This window comes from Mumia zhuanghuii (assembly GCF_042681565.1).
Lineage (GTDB): Bacteria > Actinomycetota > Actinomycetes > Propionibacteriales > Nocardioidaceae > Mumia.
On the sequence record NZ_JBHUFT010000001.1, the window covers coordinates 360529 to 386304 of the forward strand.

13 protein-coding genes are annotated in these 25776 nt (G+C 69.0%); 10 read left to right on the top strand and 3 right to left on the bottom strand.

Annotated features, from left to right (window positions below; genetic code table 11):
- Nucleotides 1-52 precede the first annotated feature (52 nt).
- From recC to ACFSDF_RS01860, 4 genes are all read left to right on the top strand, one after another.
- The gene (gene recC, locus ACFSDF_RS01845) at nt 53-3427 is read left to right on the top strand and encodes an exodeoxyribonuclease V subunit gamma (protein WP_377155883.1); all 3375 of its coding nucleotides are present in this window, start codon (nt 53-55) and stop codon (nt 3425-3427) included.
- Nucleotides 3424-6753, top strand: a complete 3330-nt coding sequence (locus tag ACFSDF_RS01850; protein ID WP_377155885.1) for a UvrD-helicase domain-containing protein — start codon at nt 3424-3426, stop codon at nt 6751-6753. The genes recC and ACFSDF_RS01850 overlap by 4 nt, the downstream gene beginning before the upstream one ends.
- Entirely contained in the window at nt 6750-8636 is a 1887-nt protein-coding gene (gene recD, locus ACFSDF_RS01855) for an exodeoxyribonuclease V subunit alpha (RefSeq protein WP_377155887.1), read from the top strand. Before ACFSDF_RS01850 ends, recD begins: the two co-directional genes overlap by 4 nt.
- A gap of 1044 nt (nt 8637-9680) precedes the next feature.
- Nucleotides 9681-10430 carry a hypothetical protein gene (locus ACFSDF_RS01860; RefSeq protein ID WP_377155889.1) on the top strand — a complete coding sequence of 250 codons (750 nt, stop codon included), beginning with the start codon at nt 9681-9683 and terminating at the stop codon, nt 10428-10430.
- Nucleotides 10431-11067: 637 nt separating this feature from the next.
- Here ACFSDF_RS01860 and ACFSDF_RS01865 read toward each other — a convergent pair.
- Entirely contained in the window at nt 11068-13479 is a 2412-nt protein-coding gene (locus ACFSDF_RS01865) for an SIR2 family protein (RefSeq protein WP_377155891.1), read from the bottom strand.
- A gap of 383 nt (nt 13480-13862) precedes the next feature.
- Here ACFSDF_RS01865 and ACFSDF_RS01870 point away from each other — a divergent pair, with 383 nt between their 5' ends.
- Complete coding sequence (locus ACFSDF_RS01870; RefSeq protein WP_377155893.1) at nt 13863-20075, top strand: choice-of-anchor D domain-containing protein; 6213 nt, start codon at nt 13863-13865, stop codon at nt 20073-20075.
- Between the two features lie 96 nt (nt 20076-20171).
- On the opposite strand, the gene ACFSDF_RS01875 is transcribed toward ACFSDF_RS01870, so the two are convergent.
- Both ACFSDF_RS01875 and ACFSDF_RS01880 read right to left on the bottom strand, forming a co-directional pair.
- The gene (locus ACFSDF_RS01875) at nt 20172-20876 is read right to left on the bottom strand and encodes a helix-turn-helix domain-containing protein (protein ID WP_377155895.1); all 705 of its coding nucleotides are present in this window, start codon (nt 20874-20876) and stop codon (nt 20172-20174) included.
- Nucleotides 20877-20988: 112 nt separating this feature from the next.
- The gene (locus tag ACFSDF_RS01880) at nt 20989-21708 is read right to left on the bottom strand and encodes a ComEA family DNA-binding protein (RefSeq protein ID WP_377155897.1); all 720 of its coding nucleotides are present in this window, start codon (nt 21706-21708) and stop codon (nt 20989-20991) included.
- Between the two features lie 213 nt (nt 21709-21921).
- Between ACFSDF_RS01880 and ACFSDF_RS01885 the strand changes: the two genes are divergently transcribed.
- From ACFSDF_RS01885 to ACFSDF_RS01905, 5 genes are all read left to right on the top strand, one after another.
- Nucleotides 21922-22293: a PH domain-containing protein gene (locus ACFSDF_RS01885; RefSeq protein WP_167001016.1), complete on the top strand. Its 372-nt coding sequence runs from the start codon at nt 21922-21924 to the stop codon at nt 22291-22293.
- 190 nt (nt 22294-22483) lie between these two features.
- The gene (locus ACFSDF_RS01890; protein ID WP_167001018.1) at nt 22484-22771 is read left to right on the top strand and encodes a hypothetical protein; all 288 of its coding nucleotides are present in this window, start codon (nt 22484-22486) and stop codon (nt 22769-22771) included.
- Between the two features lie 83 nt (nt 22772-22854).
- Nucleotides 22855-23661 carry a helix-turn-helix domain-containing protein gene (locus ACFSDF_RS01895; RefSeq protein WP_167001020.1) on the top strand — a complete coding sequence of 269 codons (807 nt, stop codon included), beginning with the start codon at nt 22855-22857 and terminating at the stop codon, nt 23659-23661.
- 384 nt (nt 23662-24045) lie between these two features.
- Nucleotides 24046-24300 (top strand): hypothetical protein, encoded by a 255-nt coding sequence (locus ACFSDF_RS01900; RefSeq protein WP_377155900.1) that lies wholly within the window; start codon nt 24046-24048, stop codon nt 24298-24300.
- Nucleotides 24301-24467: 167 nt separating this feature from the next.
- The gene (locus tag ACFSDF_RS01905) at nt 24468-25769 is read left to right on the top strand and encodes an exo-beta-N-acetylmuramidase NamZ family protein (protein ID WP_377155902.1); all 1302 of its coding nucleotides are present in this window, start codon (nt 24468-24470) and stop codon (nt 25767-25769) included.
- The last annotated feature ends 7 nt before the right edge of the window (nt 25770-25776 follow it).

Below are 25776 nucleotides of genomic sequence, written 5' to 3' on the forward strand. Positions count from 1 at the left end.
TTCCGCCTCGACGTCGAGGTCGTTTGCGGTGCGGGTTGGCTAGGGTCGCGGCGTGGGGATCAACGTGCACCGGGGCGACCAGCCGGAGACGCTCGTGCGCGAGTTCGCCGCGATGCTGCGCGACGACCCCGCGGACGTCTTCACCCCCGAGGTCGTGGTCGTCCCGGCCCGCGGCGTTGAGCGGTGGTTGGCGCAGCAGCTCTCCCACGCGCTCGGCACCACAGCAGGCGACGATGGCGTCTGCGCGGGCCTGCAGATCATGGCGCCGCAGTCGCTCATCAGCATGCTGCTCGGTCGCGACCGCGACGACCCGTGGCAAGCAGATCGACTTGTCTGGCCCACCCTCGAGGCGATCGACGAGCTCACCGGATCCCCTCATTTCGACGCACTCACCCACCACCTCGGCGCGGGCCAGGAGATCACCGACAACCCACGCGCCGAGTGGGAGCGCAAGGCGCGCCAGTCGCGCCGGTACGCCGTGGCGCGCCGCATCGCCGGGCTGTTCGCCTCGTACGCGCGAGAGCGCCCCCACATGCTCGCCGACTGGGAGGCCGGCGTCCCCTCCGACGGCGTGGGCGACACCCTGCCCGACGACTTCCTCTGGCAGCCGATCCTGTGGCGGCGCACGGTCGAGCTCGTCCGCGAACGGCACGACCTGACCGAGTCGGTCACCGAACGCCACCGGCGAGTCGTGGACGAGCTGTCGTCGAGCCAGGCAGCGATCGATCTTCCGCAACGCCTCTCCTTCTTCGGCTACACCCGCCTCGCCGCAGCCGAGCGCGAGCTGGTCGTCGCCCTGGGCGCCTGCCGCGACCTCCACCTCTGGCTGCCCCACCCCTCACCGCAGCTGTGGGCCGACCTCGACGGCCGCACCTCCGTGGGAGCGCGCGCCGACGACCGTACGGCCCGCCACGCCAAGCACCCGCTGCTGGCCACGCTCGGCCGCGACGTCCGCGAGCTCCAAGCGGTCCTGAGCACCGACGGCGTCACCGTCCACGCCCCGCTCGATCCGGCCACGCCCACGACCGGCACGAACCGCCTCGCGCTGCTCCAAGCAGACATCCGCGCCAATCGCGCCCCCGATGAAACGCGCATCACCACGACCGACGACTTCTCGATCCAGGTGCACGCCTGCCACGGCCCGGCCCGCCAGGTCGAGGTGCTCCGCGAGGTCCTGACCTCCCTGCTTGCCGACGCCCAGGGCGCGCTGCAACCACGCGACATCCTCGTGATGTGCCCGGACATCGAGACGTTCGCGCCGCTCATCCAGGCCACGTTCGGCCTCAGCCTTGTCCGCACGCCCGACACGGGCCAAGACTCGTACCACCCCGGTCAGCAGCTTCGCGTGCAGCTCGCCGACCGCTCCCTGGGCGCGACCAACGCGCTGATCGACCTGGCCCACCGCGTCGTCGCGCTGGTCGCCGGGCGGATGACCGTCTCCGAGGTGCTCGACCTCGCGAGCCATGAGGCCGTACGGGCAAGGTTCGGGTTCGACGAGGAGGACCTGGAACGGGTCGGCCGGTGGGTCACCGACGCGGGCGTGCGGTGGGGGTACGACGCGGGTCACCGCGGCGAGTACCAGCTGGCCGGCCTCGACGCGAACACCTGGACGCGGGGCATGGACCGGATCGCCCTCGGCGTCGCGGTCGCCGCCGACACCGACGGCCCATCCGCCGCGCGCGTACCCGTCGACGACATCGGCAGCCGCGACATCGAGCTCGTCGGCCGGTTCTTGGAGCTGATGGAGCGGCTCAAGCGCGCCGCCGACACCGTACGCGGCACCCTCTCGGCGCGTGAGTGGATGCGCTGGCTGAACGACACCATCGAGGCGCTCGCCGACACACCCCCGGACGAGCGGTGGCAGTTCGCTCAGCTCGCGCGGGACCTCGACGCGATCGGCGAGACGGCCGGCGAGGGGACGACGCTGCGGCTCAACGACATCCGGGTGATGCTCGACCAGCGGTGGGGCGCGCGGCCCACCCGTGCGAACTTCCGCAGCGGCGCGATCACGGTGTGCACGATGGTGCCGATGCGCTCGGTGCCGCACAAGGCCGTGGTGGTGCTCGGCGTCGACGACGGTGTCTACCCGCGCTCGCTCGTGGTCGATGGGGACGACGTCATGGCCCGCTGTCCGCAGGTCGGCGAGCGTGACGCGCGCAGCGAGGATCGCCAGCTCCTGCTCGACGCCGTGATGGCGGCCAGCGAGCAATTCGTGGCGATCTACTCCGGCTTCGACGAGCACAACGGTGCGCGCCGCCCACCGGCCGTACCGCTGCAAGAGCTGATCGCCGCAGCATTCCGTACGGCGACGGTGCCGGGAGATGCTGCCGGCGACGCCGGACCGAGCTTCGTACGGCACCACCCGCTGCAGGCGTTCGACGAACGCAACTTCCAGCCCGACGGACCGGTGCCCGGCGGCACGTTCGACGCCGCCGCGCTCGCGGGAGCCGAGGCGCTGCGCGCGTTCCGGGCGGACCCGCCTGCCAAGAAGGACTTCCTCGACCAGCCGCTCCCCATACAGCCCGTCTCTGCCGTCACGGTCGACGAGCTGGTGGCGTTCCTGCAGAACCCGGCACGCGAGTTCCTGCGGCACCGCCTCGACGTGACTGTCCCGCGGCAGGTGGACGAGGCGAACGACTCGCTGCCGATCGCCCTCGACGGGCTGGAGCAGTGGGACATCGGGGAGCGGGTGCTGCACGAGGTGCTCGACGGGATGGCGCTCGAGGACGCGCTCGACCGGGAGGTCGTACGAGGAAGCTTCCCGCCGGGCGCGCGCGGCCGGGTCGTACGCGACGAGATCGCGGCGAACGTGACGGCGATCGCCGCCGACCGCGGCACCGGCCAGCCCAGGTCCGTCGACATCCGGCTCGACCTGCCCGCACCCGAGGGCAGCGGCGCCGTACGGCTGACGGGTGTGGTCACTGCGATCCATGACGACACGGTGTGGTTACGGACGTACTCGACGATCAGCGCGAAGCACGTCGCGGCCGCGTGGGTACGCCTCCTGGCGCTCGCGGCGGCCGAACCCGAGCGCGAGCACCGCGCCGAGCTGCTCGGCAAGAGGGGCGGCCTCCGGCTGTCCTCACCCGACCCGGCGGAGGCTGTGGCGCTGCTCGCCGACCTCGTACGGGTCCGGCAGTCCGGGATGCGGTTCCCGATGGGCGTCCCGCCGAAGACCGCGAGCGCGTTCGCCGCCGCGTACCGCAAGACCCGCCCCGGCGACCCGTACGGCGTGCGGCAGGCACTCGATCGCGCCCGCAAGAGCTGGGAGGGCGACAACCGCTTCCCGGGCGAGAACGTCGACCCGTGGTGGCGATTCGTCCTCGGACCGCAGTCGTGCGTCGAAGGGCTCAACCGGCGCGACGGTCTCGTCTACTTCGCGCCGCGCATCTGGAACCCCATCCACGAGCACGGGGGCGACGCATGAGCCCGACGAACGCCCCTGGGATGACCAGCTTCGACATCACCGCGCCCCTCCCGTCGGGGACAACGCTCATCGAGGCGAGCGCCGGTACGGGCAAGACGTGGACGCTGTCGGCGCTCGTCGTCCGGTACGTGGCGGAGCCAGGCCGGCCGCTCTCCGAGCTGCTGATCGTCACCTTCAGCCGCGCCGCCAGCCAGGAGCTGCGCGAACGCGTCCGGGAGCGCATGGCCGAGACCCTCACCGCTCTCCAACGCGGCGACGTCACCGCGGACGTCCTGGTCAACCACCTGCGCGACTGCTCCGACGACGAGCTCGCCGCGCGCATCGACCGGCTCGCCACCGCCGTGGCCGACTTCGACACGGCGACGATCGCGACCATCCACCAGTTCTGCCACTACGTGCTGAAAGGGCTGGGCGTCGCCGGTGACTCCGACTCGTACGCCACGCTGGCGGAGGATCTGACCGACCTGCGCACCGACGTCGTCGACGACCTCTACCTGGCCGGGCACGTCGCGGGCTCGGCCCTCGACTACGCGCAGGCGAAGGCCGACGCGCAGATCGCGCTCGACAACCCGAGCGCGGTGCTGTCGCCCACCGACGCGACCGGGCCCGTCGCGGCGCGGCTGGCGTTCGTCGAGAAGGTCCGCGCCGAGGTCGTACGACGCAAGCGCCGGGCCGCCCTGCTCGGCTACGACGACCTCCTCACCGAGCTCGCCGACGCGTTGGAGGCCGACGACAGCCCGGCGCGGCGGCGGATGCGCGAACGCTGGTCGGTCGTGCTGGTCGACGAGTTCCAGGACACCGATCCGGTGCAGTGGCAGGTGTTCTCGCGCGCGTTCGCGACCGAGGACAAGACCCTCGTGCTGATCGGCGATCCGAAGCAGGCGATCTATGCGTTCCGCGGGGGGGACGTCGCCACGTACCTGCTCGCCGCCCAGACGGCGGCGACGCGCACGTCGCTGCCGACGAACTACCGCAGCGATGCGCCGTTGGTGAACGCGCTGCAGCTGCTGATGGCGAACGTCCAGCTCTCGCCCGGCATCGTCGCCCACCCGATCACCGCCCACCGCACGGCGCACCGCCTGCAGGGAGCGCCCGACAACAGCCCGGTACGGCTGCGCGCGATGCTGAGCGACAAGAAGCTGGCGATCGGGTCCGTACGAGAGAACGTCTACGCCGACGCTGCCGCCGACATCGCGCGCCTGCTCACCTCTGGGGCCACGTTCGACGGCTCGCCCGTACGGCCGCAGCACATCGCCGTTCTCGCGTACGCGAACCGTGACCTGCACGGCATCCGGAAGGCGCTGCGTACCCACGGGATCCCGTCCGTCCTCGTCTCCAGCGAGTCGGTCCTCCGTACGACGGCCGCCGAGTGGTGGCTGCACCTGATGATGGCGCTCGAGCAGCCGCACCGGCCCGAACGCCTCCGCCTGGCGGCGCTCACGCCGTTCCTCGGGTGGACGGCGGAGGAGCTGGATGCCCGCGGCGAGCAGGCGACGGAGGCGATCTCTGCGCAGGTACGGTCGCTGGTCGCGGCGTTCCACCGGGGCGCGATCGCCGCCGTCCTGGACGTCGCGCGCAGCCAGGGTCTCGACGCGCGCCTGCTGTTGCAGGTGGGTGGCGAGCGCGACCTGACCGACATCGAGCACTGCGCCCAGCTCCTGCAGGAGCACGTCCTCGAGGGCACCCGTGCGCTGCCGAGCCTGGTCGCCTGGCTGAGGCAGCAGAGCGCCGACGGTACGGCGACCACCGCGGCGTCGCGGATCATGCGGCTCGACTCCGATGCCCTGGCGGTCACCTTGTCGACGATCCACGGCAGCAAGGGCCTGCAGTATCCGATCGTCTATGCGCCGTTCCTCTTCGACCACTGGATGAAGGACGACCCGACGCCCGCGATCATCCACCGCGACGGGCACCGGGTGCTGTCCTTCGACGCCGGCGAGGTGAATCAGCCGGAGCACCGGTCGGAGGCGCTCGGCGAGAACATGCGGCTGGCGTACGTCGCGATGACGCGGGCTCAGTCGCAGGTCGTCGTCTGGTGGGCTCCCACCTGGAACACCGCCAACTCGGCCCTGCACCGGCTCTTGTTCGGGCAGGCCGGTTCTGGTGACGAGCTCTCGGCGCTGCTCGCGACGCGCGTCGAGGGTGGTGGCGACGTGGTCCTCCCTGCTGAGCGGGTGCCGCTGGAGGACGCCGCCGTCTCCGAGCACCTCCTTCAGGCGTGGGCCGCGCACGGCGCGTTCAGCCTCACGGAGGTCGATGGCGACCGCAGCGCCCCCGAGGTGGTGGCCGAACGGGCGACCACACCGCTGACCGTACGACGGTTCGACCGTTCATGGGTCGACCAGCTGTGGCGGCGGACGTCGTACTCGTCGCTGACTGCCGCCTCCCACGACGTGGGCGCCGCCACGTCTGAACCGGAGCCCGATGCGGTGGGGCGTGACGACGAGGAGCCGCTCACCGTCGCCGTCGCTGCGAACGGCGCCGGTGTCGGCGCTGAGGTCCCCTCGCCGATGGCGCAGATGCCCGTGGGCACCACTTTCGGCTCGTTGGTGCACGCGGTGCTGGAGGACGCGGACTTCCAGGCCGACGACCTGCGTGGTGAGTTCGTCGAGCGGATCCGCGAGCACCTCGCGTGGTGGCCGGTCGACGTGGACCCGGACGCGCTGGCGACAGCGCTCGAAGCCGTGTGTACGACGCCGATGGGGCCGCTGGCCGGCGGCGTGACGTTGGTCGATCTGCCGCGTACGGACCGGTTCGCGGAGATGGACTTCGAGCTGCCCTTGGCTGGCGGCGACCGCCCGCACGCGAACGCGCGGTTGGGGGCGATGGCGCCGGTCTTGCGCGAGCACTTGCCGGCTGCCGATCCTCTGCGTGCGTACGCCGACGCCCTCGACGGAGAGGAGCTCGGCGGTCAGGCGTTGCTGGGCTATCTGACCGGCTCAATCGACCTGACCTTCCGGCACGACGGCAAGTTCTACGTCGTCGACTACAAGACCAACTGGCTCGGAGCGCGCGACGCCGACCTGACCCTCGCCGAGTACGCACCGGCGCGGCTGGCAGAGGCGATGACGCACTCGACGTACCCGCTGCAGGCGATCCTGTACTCCGTCGTGCTCCACCGCTATCTGCGCTGGCGGCTCCCCGGGTATGACCCCGACAAGCACCTGGGCGGCGTGATGTACCTGTACCTGCGCGGCATGGCCGGACCCGACACCCCGCTGGTCGACGGGCACCCGTGCGGGGTGTTCTCGTGGCGTCCGCCGGTGGCGATGCTCGAGGACCTGTCGGCCGTGCTCGACGGTCGTACGCAGGAGGGGGCGCGATGACGGCGACGACTGGCGACCCGGCGGTCAGCGTCGTCGCCGCGGGACGGCTGGCGACCCTCAACGAGGCGGGCTTCTTGGACGGCAGCGACTGCGTCGTCGCCACGCGGATCTGTCGCCAGGTCGGCGAGGAGGTCGGCAGCGATGCTGCGCTCGCGCTGGCGTTCGCCGTACGCGCGGTGCGTGACGGATCGACGGCGTTGTCGCTCGAGTCCGTGGATGGGCTGACCGCGGACGTGGACGACGAGGACCTCGACAGCGAGCCGCCGACCGTGGATGAGGCGGTCGAGCTGCCCGAGCCGGGGTCGTGGCTGGAGACCGTACGTTCTAGCGCCCTGGTCGCCGCCGGTGTCCTGCGCGTCGATCTCGGGCTGGTGTATCTCGACCGCTACCACGCGGACGAGCGGCTCATCGCCGACGCGCTGCGGGCGAGGCGTGAGGTAGCGGTGCCGCCGGTGGACCTCGCGGCGGTCGAGGAGGTCATGCTCGCGACCAGGTCAGAGCTGGACGCGGCGCAGCAGGCCGCCGTACGCAGTGTCGCCGAGCGTGCGACGACAGTCCTGACCGGCGGGCCCGGGATGGGAAAGACGCACACCATCGCGAGCGTGCTGCGGGCGCTCAGCGCGGGCAGCGGGGGGAGCCTCCGCATCGGGCTGGCCGCGCCGACCGGCAAGGCCGCGGCGCGGATGAACGAGATGATCGAGGCCGGCGACGGCGGAGACGCGTCGATCAGCCCGGCGGTGACGCTGCACCGTCTGCTGGGCAGCCTCCCTGGGAGCAACCTGCGGTTCCGCCACGACGCCCGCAACCCGCTGCCCCACGACCTCGTCATCGTCGACGAGGCTTCGATGGTCTCGCTGAGCATGATGGCGCGGCTGATCGATGCGTTGGCGCCGGCGACCCGGCTCCTGCTCGTCGGAGACCCTGACCAGCTGGCGTCCGTCGAGGCCGGCTCGGTGCTCGCCGACCTCGTACGTGGCCTCGAGCCCGACGGGAGCGTCGTCCGCCTGACAAAGGACCACCGCGTGCAAGGCGACCGCGCTGACCTCGCCGCGGCGTTCCGGAATGGAGACCCCGCGGCAGTCCTCACCGCGCTCGACACCGCCGCGGCCCGTTCGTCGGTCGAGCCTGTCGAGACCACTCAGCCGGTCGAGCCTGTCGAGACCACCCAGCCGGTCGAGCCTGTCGAGACCACCCCGCCGGTCGAGCCTGTCGAGACCCACGCCGCCCGTCAGGGGGTCGAAGTCGACAGTTCGTCGGTTGAGCTTGTCGAAACCAACACCCCCTCCCTCCACCTGCTCCCACAGGTCATCGACCACGCAGTACGACTCCGAGAACTCGCCCTTCGCGGCGACGCGGACGAAGCACTCGCCCACCTCGACACGCTCCGCCTGCTGTGCGCACACCGCACGGGCCCGTTCGGCACCCGCCACTGGAACCAGCTCGTCGAACGCGCACTCGCCGAGCGCGCTCCCGAGGTGGCGCTGCAGACGATGTACGTCGGCCGCCCGATCCTGGTGACCCGCAACGACTACGGGCTCGGCGTCCGCAACGGCGACACCGGTGTCATCGTCCGAACCGACGACGGCCCGATTGCTGTCCTCCAGACCGCGTCCGGCCCGCTGCCGCTCTCGCCCTGGCGTCTGTCGGACATCGAGACGATGCACGCGATGACCGTTCACAAGGCTCAGGGCAGCCAGGCCGAGAACGTCGTCGTCATCGTCCCGCCACCGCGTTCACGGCTGCTCACCCGCGAGATGCTCTACACCGCGGTCACTCGTGCGGCAGGCCACCTGACGATCGTCGGCAGCCGCGATGCGATCGCGGAGGCGGTGCAGACAATCGCCCATCGATCCTCTGGGCTGGCCGAGCGACTCATCACCTGATGACCGATCTTGGCAACTCCGAGGGTTTTCGGAATGCGATCCCGCTCTTCGCCTGGCGACACGTCGAGTACATCGCCGAGATCGCGGTCGGCCGTGTCGAGTTCGTCGGATCGAGGGATTTGACGAATTGGCCTATGTCCTCGCCAAGCCTTTGCCCCGGATCGTCCGTCAGCTGGATTAGGTCGCGGGGTGGCCATGACGAGCGAAGCGTCTTCGTCTTCGTCCTTCGTCTGCACGCTGCGCCTGGGATACCGCCACGGAATACTTGACCGGGACCGGCTGACCCACTACTCAAGCGTCCGGACCCGGCACACCCAACTCTAGATGTCGCTCTCGCGCTGATGGATCTGGTGCGCGACGACCTCACGACGTCGGGCACCGAAGGTAGCGGGAAGGGGAGCCTGAACGACGACGACCTGCGCCTCGACGCGCGTGGCTCCGGAGCGCGACCGCGCGGACCGGACACGAGTTCAAGTTGCCCTTTCGTGACCACACGAGTTGGCGCGACCTCCTGAGCGGAGTGTTCGACGAGCACTGCATTGCCTCAGTGAGTGCTCAGGAGGGCGCTCGGGAATCCACCCTCGTCGAAGCGAACTCACGACGCGACAGCTCGGCTGGTCAGAGATCGACACGGAGATCGGTGAACTCCGACGGCACTTCCGAACAGCCGGCACGCCGCAGGATTATCCGGCGGTCGGCAACGACTGCGTTCACGTCACCGAGGTCTCAATCGGAAGGTCTATGATCACGCCTCGCACACGCCGGAGGGGCGAAGACGAGCCACCGGTCGCTCAATGAAGACGCGACTCGACCGCTACATCACGGCGCGGCAATCGGGTTCCGACATCGCGGCCCTGCGGAAGTTCGCCCGCGCGTACGCGGAGGGGAGTCCCAAGTCTGCTCACCGCGACACGATTCCTCCGGAGCAGGGAGCCGGAGCGTCGGTTTCGCGTATACGGTCGTGGCATGACGAAGTCGTTCGACCCGTACGAGCCGATCCGTAAGGCGCTCGCCAACACCGATCCGACGGAATCGTTGCGGCGAGTGCTCCAGTCCATCGACACGACTCACATGATGCAGCGAGTGTTAGTGGCGACTGACTTCAGCAAGGTCTACGCCGACACGTTCGCCGCGCTCGACACATCGCGCGTGTACGAGGCGATGTTCGCCAACCTGGACGTCTCCAAGACCTACAGTCGCGTGCTCCAGAACATCAGCCAGTACGACTCAGTCTCGAAGGCGCTCGCGACCGTCGACGTGACCTCGTCGTACCAGTCGGTCATTGAGAGCATCGACGTAACGGCAGGCCTGCGGGACGTGCTGGACAACTTGGACGTCTCGCGGGTGTACGCCACCGCCTTCGAATCGTTCGACGTTTCCAAGTCGATTAACGCAGCCCTGAGCTCGATCGATACGAACGCGGTCTTCAAGAAGATGATCGAGTCAGTCGACCTCACCAGTGCCGTGGACGAGATGCTCGCAGGCATCGATGTGGCGGGTCAGGTCGCAGATCTCGTCGCAGACCTTGACCTGGGAGAAGGGGTCGAGCCCGCCTTCGACGACTTCGTCGAGCGGGTCCACACGACGGTCCCTGGCTCGACCTCGCTCCCAGAGGCCGCCCGATACGCGATCGCGGTCTACTGCGCGGTCATGGCGTTCTCGCTCTGTGCCGCCTTCTATCTCGAGCATCCGGCGGCAGCGAACCTGATCCTCGACGCGGTCACTCCGGCGACGTGGGCCTACATGATTGGGGCCGTTGTCTACCGCCACCTCTCGGGCGGCGATGAGGAGTGATTTGCCCTTGGGGAATGGCGACCTCCACCGGAAAGCTGTAGCCGGGACGCGTGCCGGGATCTCCCACGACGCCGAGGGGTCAGACCGCTCGTGCGGCCGAGCCGCACGAGCGCGAGCCTTCTCCGCGAAGCCGAGCCACTCGCGCGCCTCACGACGACACCGCTCCCGGAGTCGCTCCGGTGCCGCCCGTGTAACGGCAGAGCCAGCGCGGACCCTCCGGTACCAAGATTTCTCCGGGCTCGACGCATTCGCGCCGCCCATTAGTCCTCCAGCCGCAGAGCATAACGAGGAGCCCTCTTCGCGCCCGCGCCGGAACGAGCTGGACCGCTCCTCCCCATGACGCGCCGAGCGCTCATCCTGACGAAGCCGACTCGGCCGCGCGAGCCGCGGAGCGGACTACTGATGTCCCATCCGCGCCCCTGCCACTCCCGAGTCGCCTGTAGGAGCGTGTCCGCCTCGTCCTCGGGGGCGCACCACACCGCGCTATTCTTCCAGAGCTGCCCGGTCGACCCGCCCGATCACCACCTCCCGACTGTGTGCGTCATTTCGCCGCGGGTGGGGAGCTCGACTCACGGGCACGCCGCGTGGTCGCCAGTGTCCGGATTGCCGATCCTCTGCTCTGAGACGATCGTGGACCTTAGGGTCGCTGGCGCGCGACCCGAAGCATCTGCTCGTAACGCTTGCGATCTTCAATGAAGTCAGGGTCAGGGATGTCGTCCTCCACGGCACGAAACTTATCGATGCCGTCCTCGAGAACCGCTGAGTCCCCGTTAATTCGCATCAATTCCACCCCGACATCGCACAATAGGCGATAGTTGTGACGATCATCAGGCCGTCGAAGCAGAAGTTTCGCCGCTTGGGACCTTGCTTCGTGGAGAAGGGAGACGCGGTCCTCGAGCATTAGGTTCTCGGTGTTGCCCGACCGAAGTACGATCACGCGGACTTTATATCGGTCGATAATATCGTCCTGGCCAAGATTACGCGTGGCGGCATCAATTGCGAGCTTCGCGCCCGAGGCGTCCTCGGCGTCAAGGTACTTGCGGACCAGGCGTCGCTGCGGAGTCCTGGCGGCAGGGACGACTGCGATGAGTCGCGTAAGGAGGTCGATCTGGTCATCGCGCGAAGGGAGTCGGCCGATTCCCATTTCTGAGGCCGCCATCGCATTGGCCGTCGCGAGCTCCAGTGACACGCTCGGGTTCAGTCCGTCGATCAGGTTACGAAGCAACGCCTTCTGCTCCTCCGGGTCGCCGAACTTGTACGTAGCGATGACATCCGCGATTACGTCGTGGCGGGCTGACCAGCCGAAGGTCCCGCGCCGGGCGTCAATGTCCTCCTCGAAGACGATGCCGTCGAGCTGACCAAGCATGGACTTGATCAACCCGCCGTCGATCCCAAGCAAACGCACAATCAATTGGCGATGGACCTTCCCGCCCATCGCCTGAATGGCGCACACGTGTCGGTAGACATCTTGGGGCGCGTCGTCGAGGTCCTTAAACTCCCCAAGGAGGATGTCGTCGAGCTCTTCCGCTCCGAAGATGTTCTTCAGGCATACATACATGTCGGCGCTGCAGCGGTCCCGTAAGTGGCGTATGCGGTTCGTGTGATTGAGGGTGAGGAAGGTCTCATCGACGAGGTCGTGGATGTCGGGTTGCTGTTCGACCAGATTGACCAGACGTTCGATGTCGATCGTGGTTAGCCGGGACATCTTTTCAGTGTGTCCACGTTTGAACAGCGCTGGACTCTTTCGGCGTGACTGCCACTGCCCCGCGTTGCCTGTTAGAACCAACCTTAGATGTGAGCGGTCAAGTACTGCGAGGCCGTCAATAAGCCGATTTACGTCAATCAGGATGTCCGTGCAATCATCGACAAATAGGAAGCCTTGGCGATTCTGGGTTCGCAAACTGTGTTCGACTTCAAGCCAGGCGGCGATGTCGAGCGGAAACGCGTTTCGGTGCTCCCAACATGCAAAGTCCTGCTTCATTCGTGCGGCGAGAAGGCGGCGTGCAGTGCTGGTCTTGCCAACACCGGCGGCGCCTACAATGACGGTGCACAACATTCGTGCGTCGACCTGAGAGTCGAGCAGTCGCTGTTCAACGGCGCGTTCGATCGTGTACCCGGCGGCGATATCTGGGTACTGGGCCGCGCCACCGTTGTAGAGCCTGCGCGCGTCGGCCCGAAGGCCGGTCGCGTGGGCGCAGTCGATCGTCGCGGCCCGGATGGGCACTGGCAATAGTGGAACCCCGCTTTCTCCGTCAGACCCCGAAGCGCGGTCGGTTGCAGGCGGACGAACCGCGGCGAACGCGTGGAGAAGGCTGTCCAGACTGCCTACTGTGATGTCGATGCCCCATTGCTCGTAAATCAGCGCGCTGTCTTTCGTCGCGTTGTATGCGAGTAAGTAGACTCGGCCCGGCGTACCTGCCTTATCGTTTAGCTTGCACGCCTTCTTGGCCAGTTCCTTAAGGTGCCGGTCCGCGAGTGATTGTCCGATGATGAGTGTGTCGCAGATGTACATTTGATGCTCGAGAGACGTGAAGACCGTCTGATGGTATTCCTCGACCTGGTCGTAGTCACGCTCGGTGATGACCATGCGATGCTTGTTGCCCACGCCGACGTCCTGCGTGATACATCCGTGTATCTTATACAGCGGAGTGGCGGTAGTTTGTTCCTTCGTCCAGTCATAGTTTGACCGGATAACTTTCAATTGACGGGTGGCCTCGCGGTACGCGCGCTCAATTAGTTGGTCAAAGTTTGTCGAATAAATCGACACCCAGTCGTACTCAGGAAGTAGCAATAGCCCGCCGGTGGGCCGAAGCGAACTCAGACGTTCCCGAAGTGCCTCGACCAACTCACGTCGCGACGCGCGGTGCTCGAAGATCGTCGCAACCTCGGACAGGCTGTCGACTTCAGGACGCGGGTACAGTTTCCCCGCCAGGAACTTTGCTAGTTCGGCACCCGTAGGGGCCCCGGAAGGCACCGTGGCACCCGCCCCCAGAAGAAGTATCGTGTGCTCGGGACGCAGTTTCCTAGCCAGCGCTTCAACGGTGTCCACAGACCTCGGCTCCAAGAGTAGTCGCGACTCGCGCGTACAAAACTACGGAACGGAACGGGCACCTGTCCCGCGAATGGATGAGATGCGGCGTTCAGAATCGTCCTGCGAAAGAGTTGCTCGTGCAGGGATGTCCATCCTCGGTCGAGAGCCAGATTGAGTTTCGTGATGGCGGATGCTCATCGGCCCGCGTCAGAACACGCAATGCAGGTCAGCATCGGCGCCACGCCGGTCGGCGACCGCGGACCGGCGGTCGCGCACCACTCCACAAACTCACACCCCGCTGAACCTCCGCCCTCGTACGGTCGTCCAACGCCCGGCCTCTCGGAACGGCCCGGGCTGACCAATCCGCGCTCGGCGGATCGCACACACGGGGGAACACCACGATGCTTCGCGCTGCGCGCACTGCTGCGCTCATGCTCGCCACCACGACCGCTGTCGTCGCCGGCACGCTCGCGGCCACGACCGCACCGGCCGCCGCCGCGAGCCCGTACGTCGTCACCTCAGCCGCCGACCACACGGACGCGACACCAGGCGACGGCCAGTGCCGTACGAGCGCAGCGACCGGCGCGGTGTGCACCCTGCGCGCCGCGATCCAGGAAGCCAACGCAAGCCCCGGCGCGGACACGGTCCGCTTCGCCATCGGCTCCGGCCCTGTCACGATCTCGCCGACGTCCGAGCTCCCGCTGATCACCGAGCCAGTCACGATCGACGGCTTCACCCAGCCCGGCGCCGGCAGCACCCCGATCGTGCACCTCGCCGGCGACACCGTCGGCGCGGGCGGCGACGGCCTGCGCCTCGCGAGCGGCACCAGCTCGGTGTCCGGCCTCGTCCTCACGCACTTCGAGGTCGGCATCTTCATCTCCGGCCCGGGCGGCAACCTCGTCACCGGCAACTACGTCGGCATCGCCGCGGACGGCACGACCGGGCGCGGCAACTCGTACGGGATCGTCATCGAGAAGTCGCCCGACAACGTCATCGGCACCTCCGCCAGCCGCAACGTGATCTCCGGCAACGCCAAGGCCGGCATCACGGTCACCGGTGCCGCGGCGAAGGGCAACGAGATCGCCGGCAACCGCATCGGCACCAACGCTGCGGGGACCGCGACCGTCGCGAACCTCCTCGGCATCACCGTCCTCGACGGCGCCCTCGACACCCGCATCGGCGGCACCACCGACGCCGACGGCAACCTCCTCTCGGGCAACGTCAGCCACGGCGTCGAGGTCGCCCAAGCCGCGAAGGGCACCGTCGTCTCCCGCAACCGCATCGGCACCGACGCCGCGGGCACCGCCGCGCTGCCGAACCGCATGCAAGGCGTCGTCACCATCAGCGCCGCCAAGACGACCCTTCACGCCAACGTCATCTCCGGGAACGGCGAGACCGGCGTGTGGGCGTACGGCATCACGGGCTCCGACGGCCACGAGATCACCGACAACCTGATCGGGACGAACGCGGCCGGCACCGCCGCCCTCGGCAACACCTCCGACGGGATCCGCCTGTCGGGGCCGACCGACTTCAGCACCCCCGCCGCGTACGCGAAGATCACCGGCAACACGGTCTCCGGCAACGGGCGCGACGGCATCCGTACGGCCGAGAGCGGCCGCAACGACATCAGCACCAACACCATCGGCCTCGCCAAGGGCGGCGGCGCCACCCGCATCGCCAACAAGGGCGTCGGCATCCTCCTCTCCCGCGACAAGCGGTCGTCGGTGCGCCACAACGTCGTCTCCGGCAACGACGGCGGCGGCATCTTCGCCGTCGGGGGCCACGCGGGCGAGCCGCTCGAGCTCCTCAGCAACAAGGTCGGCACCGACAGCACCGGCGTGTGGGCCGTCCCGAACAAGGTCGGGGGCATCAAGCTCACCGCCGAGCCGTCAGCGCCGACCGCCGGCGCGTACGGGGACGTCCGCAGCAACGTCGTCTCCGGCAACGACGGCGACGGCATCGTGGTCGCGCACGGCGTCGCGGCGAGCACCGTCACCGACAACACCGTCGGCGCGAACCTCGCCAGGACTGGCGCCCTCCGCAACCAGGGCGTCGGCATCTGGGTCGAGAAGGGCAGCGGCCACGTCGTCGGCACCCCGGGCCACGGCAACCTGGTGGTCGCCAACAGCAACGGCATCCTCGTACGCGGCGCGTCGAGCGTCTCCGTCGCGGCCAACACCGTCGGCGTCCTCCCGGGCGGAGGCAACGCCCCCAACCGCAACCAGGGCATCAAGGTCGACGGCGGCGCGACGCAGGTGACGATCGGCTTCAAGCCCGCCGACGCGATCCCCGCCGGCAGCTGTACCGGAGCCTGCAACACGGTCAGCGCCAACGCCGGAGCCGGCATCGGCGTCGACGGCGCGGCCACCACGGGCGTCACGATCCGCGGCAACGTGGTCGACAAGAACACCGGCATCCCGATCGACCTCGGCGCGAGCGACCCCACCCCGAACGACGCCCAGGACGCCGACACCGGCCCCAACGGTCTGGTCAACTTCCCGGTCGGCGTCTCCGCCTCGTACGACAAGGTCAAGACGAAGACGTTCGTCACCGGCGTCCTCACGACCCCCGACCCGAAGGGCACCGTCGTCGACGTCTACAAGGCGGCGGGCCCCGGGCCGGTCAGCGGGTTCGGCGCGGCGAAGGAGTGGGTCGGCACGGCGACCCTCCACCCGACCGCAGCCGGCGCGCACTTCGTCCTCGAGCTGCCCGGCGACCAGACGAGGAACGCCACCTACTCGGCGACCGCGACCGGCGCCGACGGCTCCACCTCCGAGATCTCGATGGTCTGCCTCGACACCGACGGCGACGGCACGCTGGACGACGACGACGACGCGATCTGCGACAGCTGGGAGACGAGCGGCATCGACTACGACGGCGACCGCTTCGTCGACCTGCCGCTCAACGCTGCGCCGTACAACGCCGACCCGACCAAGCCCGACGTCTACGTGGACGTCGACTACATGGACGGCGCGCTGCACAGCGACCGCCCGGCCGCGCTGGCGATGGAGCGGGTCATCAAGGCGTACGAGTTCGCGCCGAACGGCGGCCTCGCCCTCCACCTCTCGCCGGGCTCCGCCGGTCGCGTCGACGACGCCGTCGAGCACAGCGGTGACATCAAGGTGATGGCGCGAGGGTCGGGCGACGATGATGACTACTGGGACCTCAAGGACGGCACGCCGGGCGACCTCTGCGACGGCGCGTTCGGGACCAAGGCGGACCGGTCGAGCCCGCGCTGCCACGCGGTGCTCGGGGCGAAGCGGCTGATCTACCGGTACGCGCTGTTCACCCACCGCTTCGACGAGGCTCCGAAGACCTCCGGTGTCGCGGACCTCGGCGGACAGGACGTCCTCATCAGCCTCGGCAGCTGGAGCGACGACCTCCTCACCAGGGTCGGCGGCACACTCAGCCGCTGCGTCACCGTCGAGCACTGCAAGAGCGAGATCGAGGCCGGCACGTTCATGCACGAGCTCGGCCACGGGATGGGGCTCGACCACGGCGGCGCGGACGACGTCCAGAACAAGCCGAACTATCTGAGCGTCATGAACTACACGTTCCAGTTCCTCGCCTCGACGCCCACCCGGCCGCTCGACTACTCGCGGTGGAAGCTCCCGACGCTGCACGAGAACAGCCTCGACGAGGCCGCCGGGATCGCCGCGAACGAGTCGGCCGCGACGAAGGCAGAGATCACGAGGCGCTGGTCGGCCACCGCGTTCAGCTGGTACGACGCCGCGCAGGGCAAGTGCGTCTGGCGCAGCGGGTCGCCGGTCTGGGCCATCGACTGGAACCAGGTCGGCGGCGCGGCACAGACCGGTGTCCGGGCCGGCATCGCCGCCGACGGGCGCGGCGGCACCGCGTGCCAGACGATCCGGTCGATCGCGCTGGAGGGGCACAACGACTGGGAGAACATCCGGTACGACCTGCGCAGCTCGGGCGGATACCGGACCGAGGGTGTCTCCGCGCAGGTCGCCGCGCGTGCCGGCGCCGAACGGGCGGGGCAGGACGTCCAGGACGCGGCGGCGCTGTCGTCGCTCTCGGACAGCGACGACGACGGCGTCCCCAACGCGACCGACGTGTGCGTGCTCAAGGCCGATCCGGCACAGAAGGACGCGGACGGCGACGGCATCGGCGACGCGTGCGTCGACGACATCGCCGATCGCGACGTGTCGGTGGCGGTGGCGGCGCCGACGGAGGAACCGCCGGTCGGGTCGCCTGCGACGGTGCGCGTGACCGCGTCTAACTCGTTCCCGCTCGCGGCGACGGACCTCGAGATCGCGGTACGGCTGCCCGACGGCCTCGCGCCCGTGTCCGCGACGGCCAGCCACGGGTTGTACGACCAAAGCGCGGGCACCTGGACGATCCCGTCGCTGGCGAAGCGCTCGTCCGCGACGCTCGACCTGGCCGTACGCCCGACGCGCTCCGAGGTGGACCTCGACGTCGAGGCGGAGGTCGTCGCGGCCGGCGAGGACGACCGCGACTCCGTCCCGGACAACGCCGACCCGCTCGAGGACGACCTGGCGTCGGCGGCCGTACGGGCGAAGCTCGTCTACACGCTCGAGCCGCTGCGGAAGGACGTCGTCGGTGCGGTCCGCGACGGCGAGACGCTCGCAATGCTGCACCGCGACAGCGCCGGGATGCGGCGGATCACGCTCGAGCACGCGGGCCGTACGACGACGCTTCCGATGGCATCGGACGACCTCAACGTGCAGGCCGTCAACGCGCACGGCGAGGTCGTGTACTGGGTCGGCGACGTGTCGTACGTGTGGCGCGCCGGCACGTCGGTGCGGCTGCCCGACCACTTCGTCGCCTCCGGGATCAACGACGCGGGCACCGTCGTCGGCGGCTCGTACAACAAGGCCGCCACGTGGGTCGACGGCACGGTCACGCACCTCGCGGACCTCGACCCGACCCACCCGAGCGCCGGCGGCGTCGCGACCGCGATCAACGACGACGGGCTGATCGTCGGCTACTCGATCTCGCGGTACGGCCGTGAGAACGCGGTCCGCTGGGAGAACGGCGTGATCGACTCGATGGGTATGGATCCTGGTGAGGTCTCGCTGGCACTCGACGTCGCTGACGGCGGCGCGGTGGCCGGTGAGCTGATGAGCCGCCCGCTACGGGTCATGAACGGGCAGCGGACCGTCATCCAGGAGGGCCCGGGTCGTGCCGAGTCGGTGAATGCCGACGGTGACTTCGTCGGCCGCACGCAGGACCTGCGTGCTTTCGTGCACACGCAGGGCCAGGGGCGGCGGCTGGAGTCGCTCCTTGCACCTGGACAGGACTGGATCCAGCTCCACGGCGCGCTGGATATCGCCGACGACGGGTCGATCCTGGGTGTCGGCGAGTATCGCGGCGAGCTCCGTCATTTCATCGCACGGCCGGGTGTCGGGGCGCGTGCGGCGGGACTCACGGCGGATCCAGGCAGCGTCGACGTCGGTGTAGTCCGGGTGGGGACGAGCTCCGGTGCGCAGACGGTGACGCTGACCAACGGGACGCCGGGCCCGGTCGAGGTCGAGGCGCCGCGTCTCGAGGGTGGCGCCGCGGCGGACTTCGCGGTCGACGCCGGGACGCTGCCCCGTACGCTCGCCGCCGGCGAGTCCGTGGAGGTGGCGGTGAGTTTCACGCCGACGGCGGCCGGTGCCCGTACGGCGACGCTCGTGGTCCCGGCGTCGAGCGGGGACGTGACGGTGCCGCTGCGCGGCGAGGGGGTGGTGCCCGACGACGCGGCGCCGGTGGTCCGGTGCGCGACACCGTCGGCGGCCTGGTCGCGTTCCGACGTCTCAATCACCTGCACCGCGACCGACAGCGGCAGCGGGCTCGCGAACGCGTCGGACGCGACGTTCGCGCTGCGGACCTCCGTCGCCGGGGGGACAGCGAGCGCGAACGCGGCGACCGGCACGCGGCGCGTCTGCGACAAGGCCGGCAACTGCGCCACGGCCGGACCCGTACGCGGCGTGCGCGTCGACAAGCGGGCGCCGTCGGCGAAGGCTGCGCGCGGTGCTGCGGTGACGCTCGACGGCCGGGCTGTCGTACGGCTCGCGGGGACGGACGTCGGGTCGGGCGTGGCGTCGTACGACACCCGCGTCCGTACGGTCGCCCGCTCGGGAGCGACGTCCGGATGGTCCGTGCCGAAGGGGTGGCAGGCGTCGCGCGCCACGACACTCGCGCGTGCCGTGACGGCGGGGACGACGGCGTGCTTCTCGACGCGGTCGCGTGACTGGGCCGGCAACGTGTCCGGGTGGAGCCCCGCGGTGTGCACGAGTGCCCCGTACGACGACCGTGCGCTCAAGGCGTCGGCCGGATGGAAGCGGACGAAGGGTGCGGCGTACATGCAGCGCACGATCTCCACGAGCACCCGCAAGGGCGCGACGCTGAGGAGCGCCGCGACTCGTGGCGGGGCGATCGCTCTGGTCGTCACGCGGTGCAAGGGCTGCGGCAGCCTCGACGTGCTCGTCGGGTCGCGGCGCGTCGCGCGGGTGAGCCTCCGCTCGACGGCGATGCGTCACCGGCAGGTCGTCGTGCTCCCGAGGCGGGCGTTCGCGGGGCCGATCACGCTCAAGGTGGTGACGAAGCGGAAGCCGGTCCGCATCGACGGGGTGGCGGTGCTGCCGTAGCGGTGAGGCTCCGTACGCGACCTGTCCCCTCGCCCTCACCCCACCGGCACCATTGCCCAAGCAGCGTGCGCATCGGCGGGAGCGTGATGACGGCACTCACTTGCTCTGCCACTCTCTCAGGAGCTCGCTCAGACGTCGGTCGCCCGCACTGACAGCTCGCGGCTCGGCCGCCTCGAGAAGGTCGGCCGCCAGCGCGGCGTCGGAGACTCCGCCAGGTGAGTCGAACGGCCAGACCCGCTCGGGCATGCGGACGACGAGGCTGGCCTCCTCGCCAGAACCGGCATCTCGGAGGGTGAGCGACTTCTTCAACGCGGGCCACTCCTCACTGGGGACGTACACCTCGTCACGCTGACTCTCGAGGGCAACCAAGTCGAAGCCGCGGCGTACGGCCTCGACCGCCCCCGCCGCATGGACCTCGGGGCGTGCCAGCAGGCGGGGTATGGCAGCCGGGTGGGCGACGACCCGGACGACTCGGCTCCGACCCCGCAGCATGCTCCGCCAGTGATCAGCGCTGACATCCCGCAGCCGCGACATGGACGAGCGGACCTGACTGCGCGCCGAGTACGACAGCCACGGTGCCGCGCCACCCTCAAGGAGATCGAGGAGGCCCCACGCGCGCAGCGGGCCCAGCGGGCGGCCCGGCCGACGACGTTGCCCCTGCAGGCGGGCAACATCATCTGCTGACACGAGCCAGTCACGACCGGCACGACGTCCCTGCAGGTCGCCAGCGTTCAGCAGTTGGCGTACGCGGGATGGGCCGACACCGAGACGCTCGGCCGCCTCGGAGACAACGATCTCCACAAGAGCCACCACCTTGAGGAAATACTAACGCTAACGCGAGGTTTCCCGATAGTTGCCGCGTCTCCGCTGGTCGAGTATGCCGGTCGATGCGCTGTGCGGCCGACCACCGCAGTCACAGAAGGATGATGCGCTCCTGTGCCGCGTCGTACACGGACGGTTCCAAGTCGGCCAGCGTCAGGAGGTCGTCGACGCGCTCGAACTTGCCCAGTTGCCGCCGGACTTCGACGATGTGCTCGGCCTGCGCTTGCGTCAGTCCGAGCCCTCTGGCGATGACCTCCGCCGGTGCACCGTTCAGGTCGATCAACCCGCCATCGTCGTAGTGCCGGGGAAGGTCGGGTCGACCGATGCACAAATCGTGAGCCATTTGCGGGTCATTGGCTGCCATGGCCCGCGCTTCCGCCCGCTTCTGTCGTGCCGCGAGCACGCCGGCGACTGCGCGGGCGTTGGGATCGTGGGGAGGCGCGCCGTCGACTACCGGAGCTGCCGTCCGGACAGGGGAAGGTCGCGTCGTTCGGGCCCAGCGGAGCTTCGGACCGACAACTGCGACATAGCAAAGCGCTCCAACGCCTGTCCCAAAGAAGAGGACGCCGCCAACGTTGGACCAAATATTGTTGGCTCCTTCCGGCTGCGACCCGACCAAGGCGAGTCCGACGAGATAGGCGACGGCGAACCCTGTCGCCCACAACGCTGCCCTCCGCGTATTGGCCTTCGCGGCGATCACTATCGCGGGGACGAAGCCAAGGAAGCAGCAGGAGACGGTCGTCATGACCCACATCCATGCAGGAACGCGGCCGCTTGGGGTGGGGTGCTCGCCAGGTTGGTAGTGCGTCATGTCGCGAAGGCTAGACGGATCGGATGTCACGAGGAGTGAGGTTCGATTATCGAGACTGAGTCGGCATCGGAGGCATTCACACCGAATTCGGACGCGAGGCTTCTGACGGTCGGCCGATCGGCCACTGGCCGTATCCGGGTTCCGCAGACGGGTGGCCCCTCGTTGCGGAATGCTCAGGGCCGACCCCGAATGCCGAGCAACAGGAGCGCGCACGTGGAAGCATCTGTCATCGCCAGCTGGACCCTCCAGAACGAGATCCCGATCCCGGACGACGTGACGCCGCTGCTGACGCCTGGGGAGAAGCCGGTCGCCGCGTTCAAGACCTTCCGCGACAGCGCCGTGTTCACCTCAAAGCGCCTGATCGTGCGTGACGCACAGGGAATCACGGGCAAGAAGGTGGAGATCTACTCCCTGCCTTACGGCGCGATCAACATGTGGTCGTCGGAGAACGCGGGCCGACTCGACTTCAGCTCCGAGATCGAGCTTTGGACCCGGGCGGGCCACATCAAGATCAAGCTCAGCAAGGGTGCCGACGTCCGGAGGATCGACAGCCTCATCGCGTGGGCGGTGCTGGGGAACGGCTGAGGCTGCTCCGCCACACCGCATCGAGCCCGCGGGCCGGCAGCAGCGCCTTCATCGGCGCGTCCTCTCCCGCTGACCGCGCGTGAACGCGAGCGCGCCGCGATGGCGGACGTCCTCGGGGTCGAGTGGCCGACTACTCGCGTCGCCGCTCCTCCTCCACCCGACGCTGGGCGTACAAGCCGGAGGAGGAGCCATGAGCACGGTCTACGTCGCGCCGGGAGAGGGCCAGCACTTTCCGATGATCGATGGCGACCACGTCGCGAAGGTGGCCGTCCAGGATGACTGTGGCGTTCGGGTCGTCGGGGAGTCGGCGCGGTTCGTGGCGGTCACGTCCGGTGATGGCGCCGGGCGGTTCTTCGCCGGCTTCGCGAGCGCGGTGCCGGCGGACCAGCCGGTCGAGGCGTCGATGGCGGAGATCCTGTCCGTGACCCAGGGGCACGGGGTGGCGGTTGCAGCAACGTCCCAACCGATGGTCGAGTAGCCCGGGCCGCTAGCGGAGGGCGTATCGAGGCCCAAACGCCGCAGCCGTTCCATAATGCTTACGATAGCGCTAGCATTATGAACATGGCCAAGTTGTCAGTGCCGCAGGCTGCGGCGCGGTTGGGAGTCTCCCCAGCACGCATCCGGCAGCGCGTGGACGACGGCTCCCTCGTCGCTGAGAAGGTCGGAGGCCGCTGGCTCGTGGACCTCGACGCCTCATGGCCACGGCCCGCCCAGCTCGGCCGCCCGGTCTCACCGGAGTCCGTGTGGTGGTCGCTGGCGTGTGCCGAGGAGGCGATGGTGCATGGTGACGAGGCACTGCGAGAGTCCCTCCTCGCGCGCATGCGACGGGCGGAGCTGGCGCTTGCCGAGTCGGTCTCCGTCGCAGGTGCGATGAGGCTCAGCAGGTCGACGCGCAGTCGGGCGGTGCGCCGGCTCGCGGACGCGGTCCAGGAGCGAGATCACAGCGCACTGCTCGTGTGGTTGAGCAACCGCGCGGCGCGTGTCGCATACGTGGCGGCCGCGACTGGTGTGCCTGCTCTGCGCGCAGACAGCAGGCTGGTCCTCTCAGGGGTCTCGCATGCTGACTCCTCAATCGAGGACCCGCGTGTCGTCGAGGCGTACGTCGGCGCGGATGACGTCGACGGGGTGGTCGTCGACCACTGGCTCGAGAAGCCGATGGTCGACGAGCGGCCGAACGTCGTGCTCCACGTTGCGCCGGTACACCCGCCTCGGGTCGGTGCCATGCTGCTCGCTGCGGACCTCGCCGAGCACGGCGGGCCGCGTGAGGAGCAGCGTGCCCGCGAGCTTCTGGACCAAGCCATCGACGCACTCGCTCCAGGAGTCGCAGGCGCCTCAGGGCCGAAGGCTAGGGACGGGGTCGTCCCGTGATCGTTCTTCCTGCGATGGGTGCTGCCCAGGAGCAGGGGTGGCACGCGCTGCTCGACCTGTACGAGACCCACCGTGAGGGGTGGACGCTCATCGGTGGGCAGATGGTCCACCTCTACTGCGCCGAGCGTGGGTACGAGCCGGCACGACCGACGACCGACGCCGACACTGTCGTCAATGCGCGAGAGCCGGGACTGCTGCGCGCGGTCACCGCGACCCTCCTCGACCTGGGATTCTCCGCAGAGCCCAGCGCCGACGGGTCCAGCATCGGTGGGTTCGTGACGTGGCCGTCCTCGACGTCCTCATCCCCGAGGGCACCGGCGAACGGTCCTCGACGAGAAGGGCGGCGAGCGGCTTCCCCACCGGGTCGGCATGGTCCGGCGACCGATGCTGCTCAGCGCCATGATTCTGAAGGCCGCCGCTCGGATCGAGACGAACGGAGCCGCTCGGGAGCGTCACTGTCTCGACTTCGCTGCACTGGCCGCCATGATGGCTGCCCATGACACCGCCGCCTTCGCGCTCCAACCGAAGGACAAGAAGCGCCTGCGCGCGATGATCACGCTGACCCGCGCGTCGGCGCAGGCGATGGAACAGAACCCCGCGGCGGCTCGCCGTCTCGACCGTCTCGAGGGCTTTCTGTAAGTCGAGTCGACCGATTCAGCGTCCCGGCGTCGTCGGCGGCTGCGCCCTCGACCCCTTGACCTGCTCCTGCCCTGCCTACTACCGTCGCGCCAATTGCGAAGTTCGTTCCGCCTAGATCCTCGTCATACGAAACGTTTCCTCACCACCCACCGACCGGGAGAGAAACCATGCGACGTAGGGATGTACTGGCAGGCATGCTCGGCGTGGCCAGCGTGCCGGTCCTCGGCGGCAGGGCCGCCGCCACAGCCGCAGCCAGCCCAGGCAACACCACCAACGGCCCCAAGGTCCGTACCGGCTTCGAAACCCTCGCTGCCGCCGGCTTCCGCGAGCTCCGCGGCCAGCGCGTCGGGATGATCTCCAACCCGACCGGCATCCTGCGCGACCTCACCCACGAGGTCGACGTCCTTGCGGCCAGCCCCGACGTCGACATCGTCGCCGTGTTCGGCCCGGAGCACGGGTTCCGTGGCGTATCTCAGGCCGGCCAGGGCCAAGAGTTCTTCATCGACGCCAAGACCGGACTGCCCGTCTACAACGCCTACAACGACGCCGCCCGGATGTCCGACCAGTTCGCGGCAGCCGGCATCGACACCGTCGTCTTCGACATCCAGGACGTCGGCGCGCGCTTCTACACCTACATCTGGACGATGTACCTCGCGATGGAGGCGGCCGCCGAGCTCGACCTGCGGTTCGTCGTCCTCGACCGCCCCAACCCGATCACCGGCGTCCAGGCCGAGGGGCCCGTCCTTCACCCGGAGCACTCCACCTTCGTCGGGCTGAAGCCGATCAGCCAGCAGCACGGCATGACGGTCGGCGAGCTGGCGCAGCTGTTCAACGGGGAGTTCCTGCCCGCCGCGATCGGCAAGCAGGTCGATCTCACGGTCGTGCCGATGAGGAACTGGTTCCGCGACATGTGGTTCGACGAGACCGGGCTCCCTTGGGTGCTGCCGTCGCCCAACATGCCGACGGTGGACACGGCGATCGTCTACCCCGGTACGGCGCTGTTCGAAGCCACCGCACTCTCTGAGGGCCGCGGCACGACCCGCCCGTTCGAGCTGATCGGCGCACCGAACATCGACCACCGCTGGGCGGAGGCGCTCAACGCTCGCAATCTCCCCGGCGTGCGCTTCCGCGAGGCGTACTTCACCCCGACGATCTCCAAGCAGGTCAACAAGGTCTGCGGCGGCGTGCAGGTGTACGTCGAGGACCGAGACGCCTTCGACGCGATCACCACCGGCCTCGCGATGATCATCACGCAGCGCCAGGAGTTCCCCGACTACCGCTGGCGCACCCAGGACGTCACCTCGTTCTGGCTCGACAAGCTCACCGGCACCGACCGTGCCCGGCTCGTCATCGACGCCGGCGGGGACGTCGACGAGATCGTCGCCGGCTGGCAGGACGATCTCGCCGAGTTCCGGAAGAAGCGCAAGAAGTACCTCATCTATCACCAGATGCGAGGCCGGCGACCGTAGGACGGAG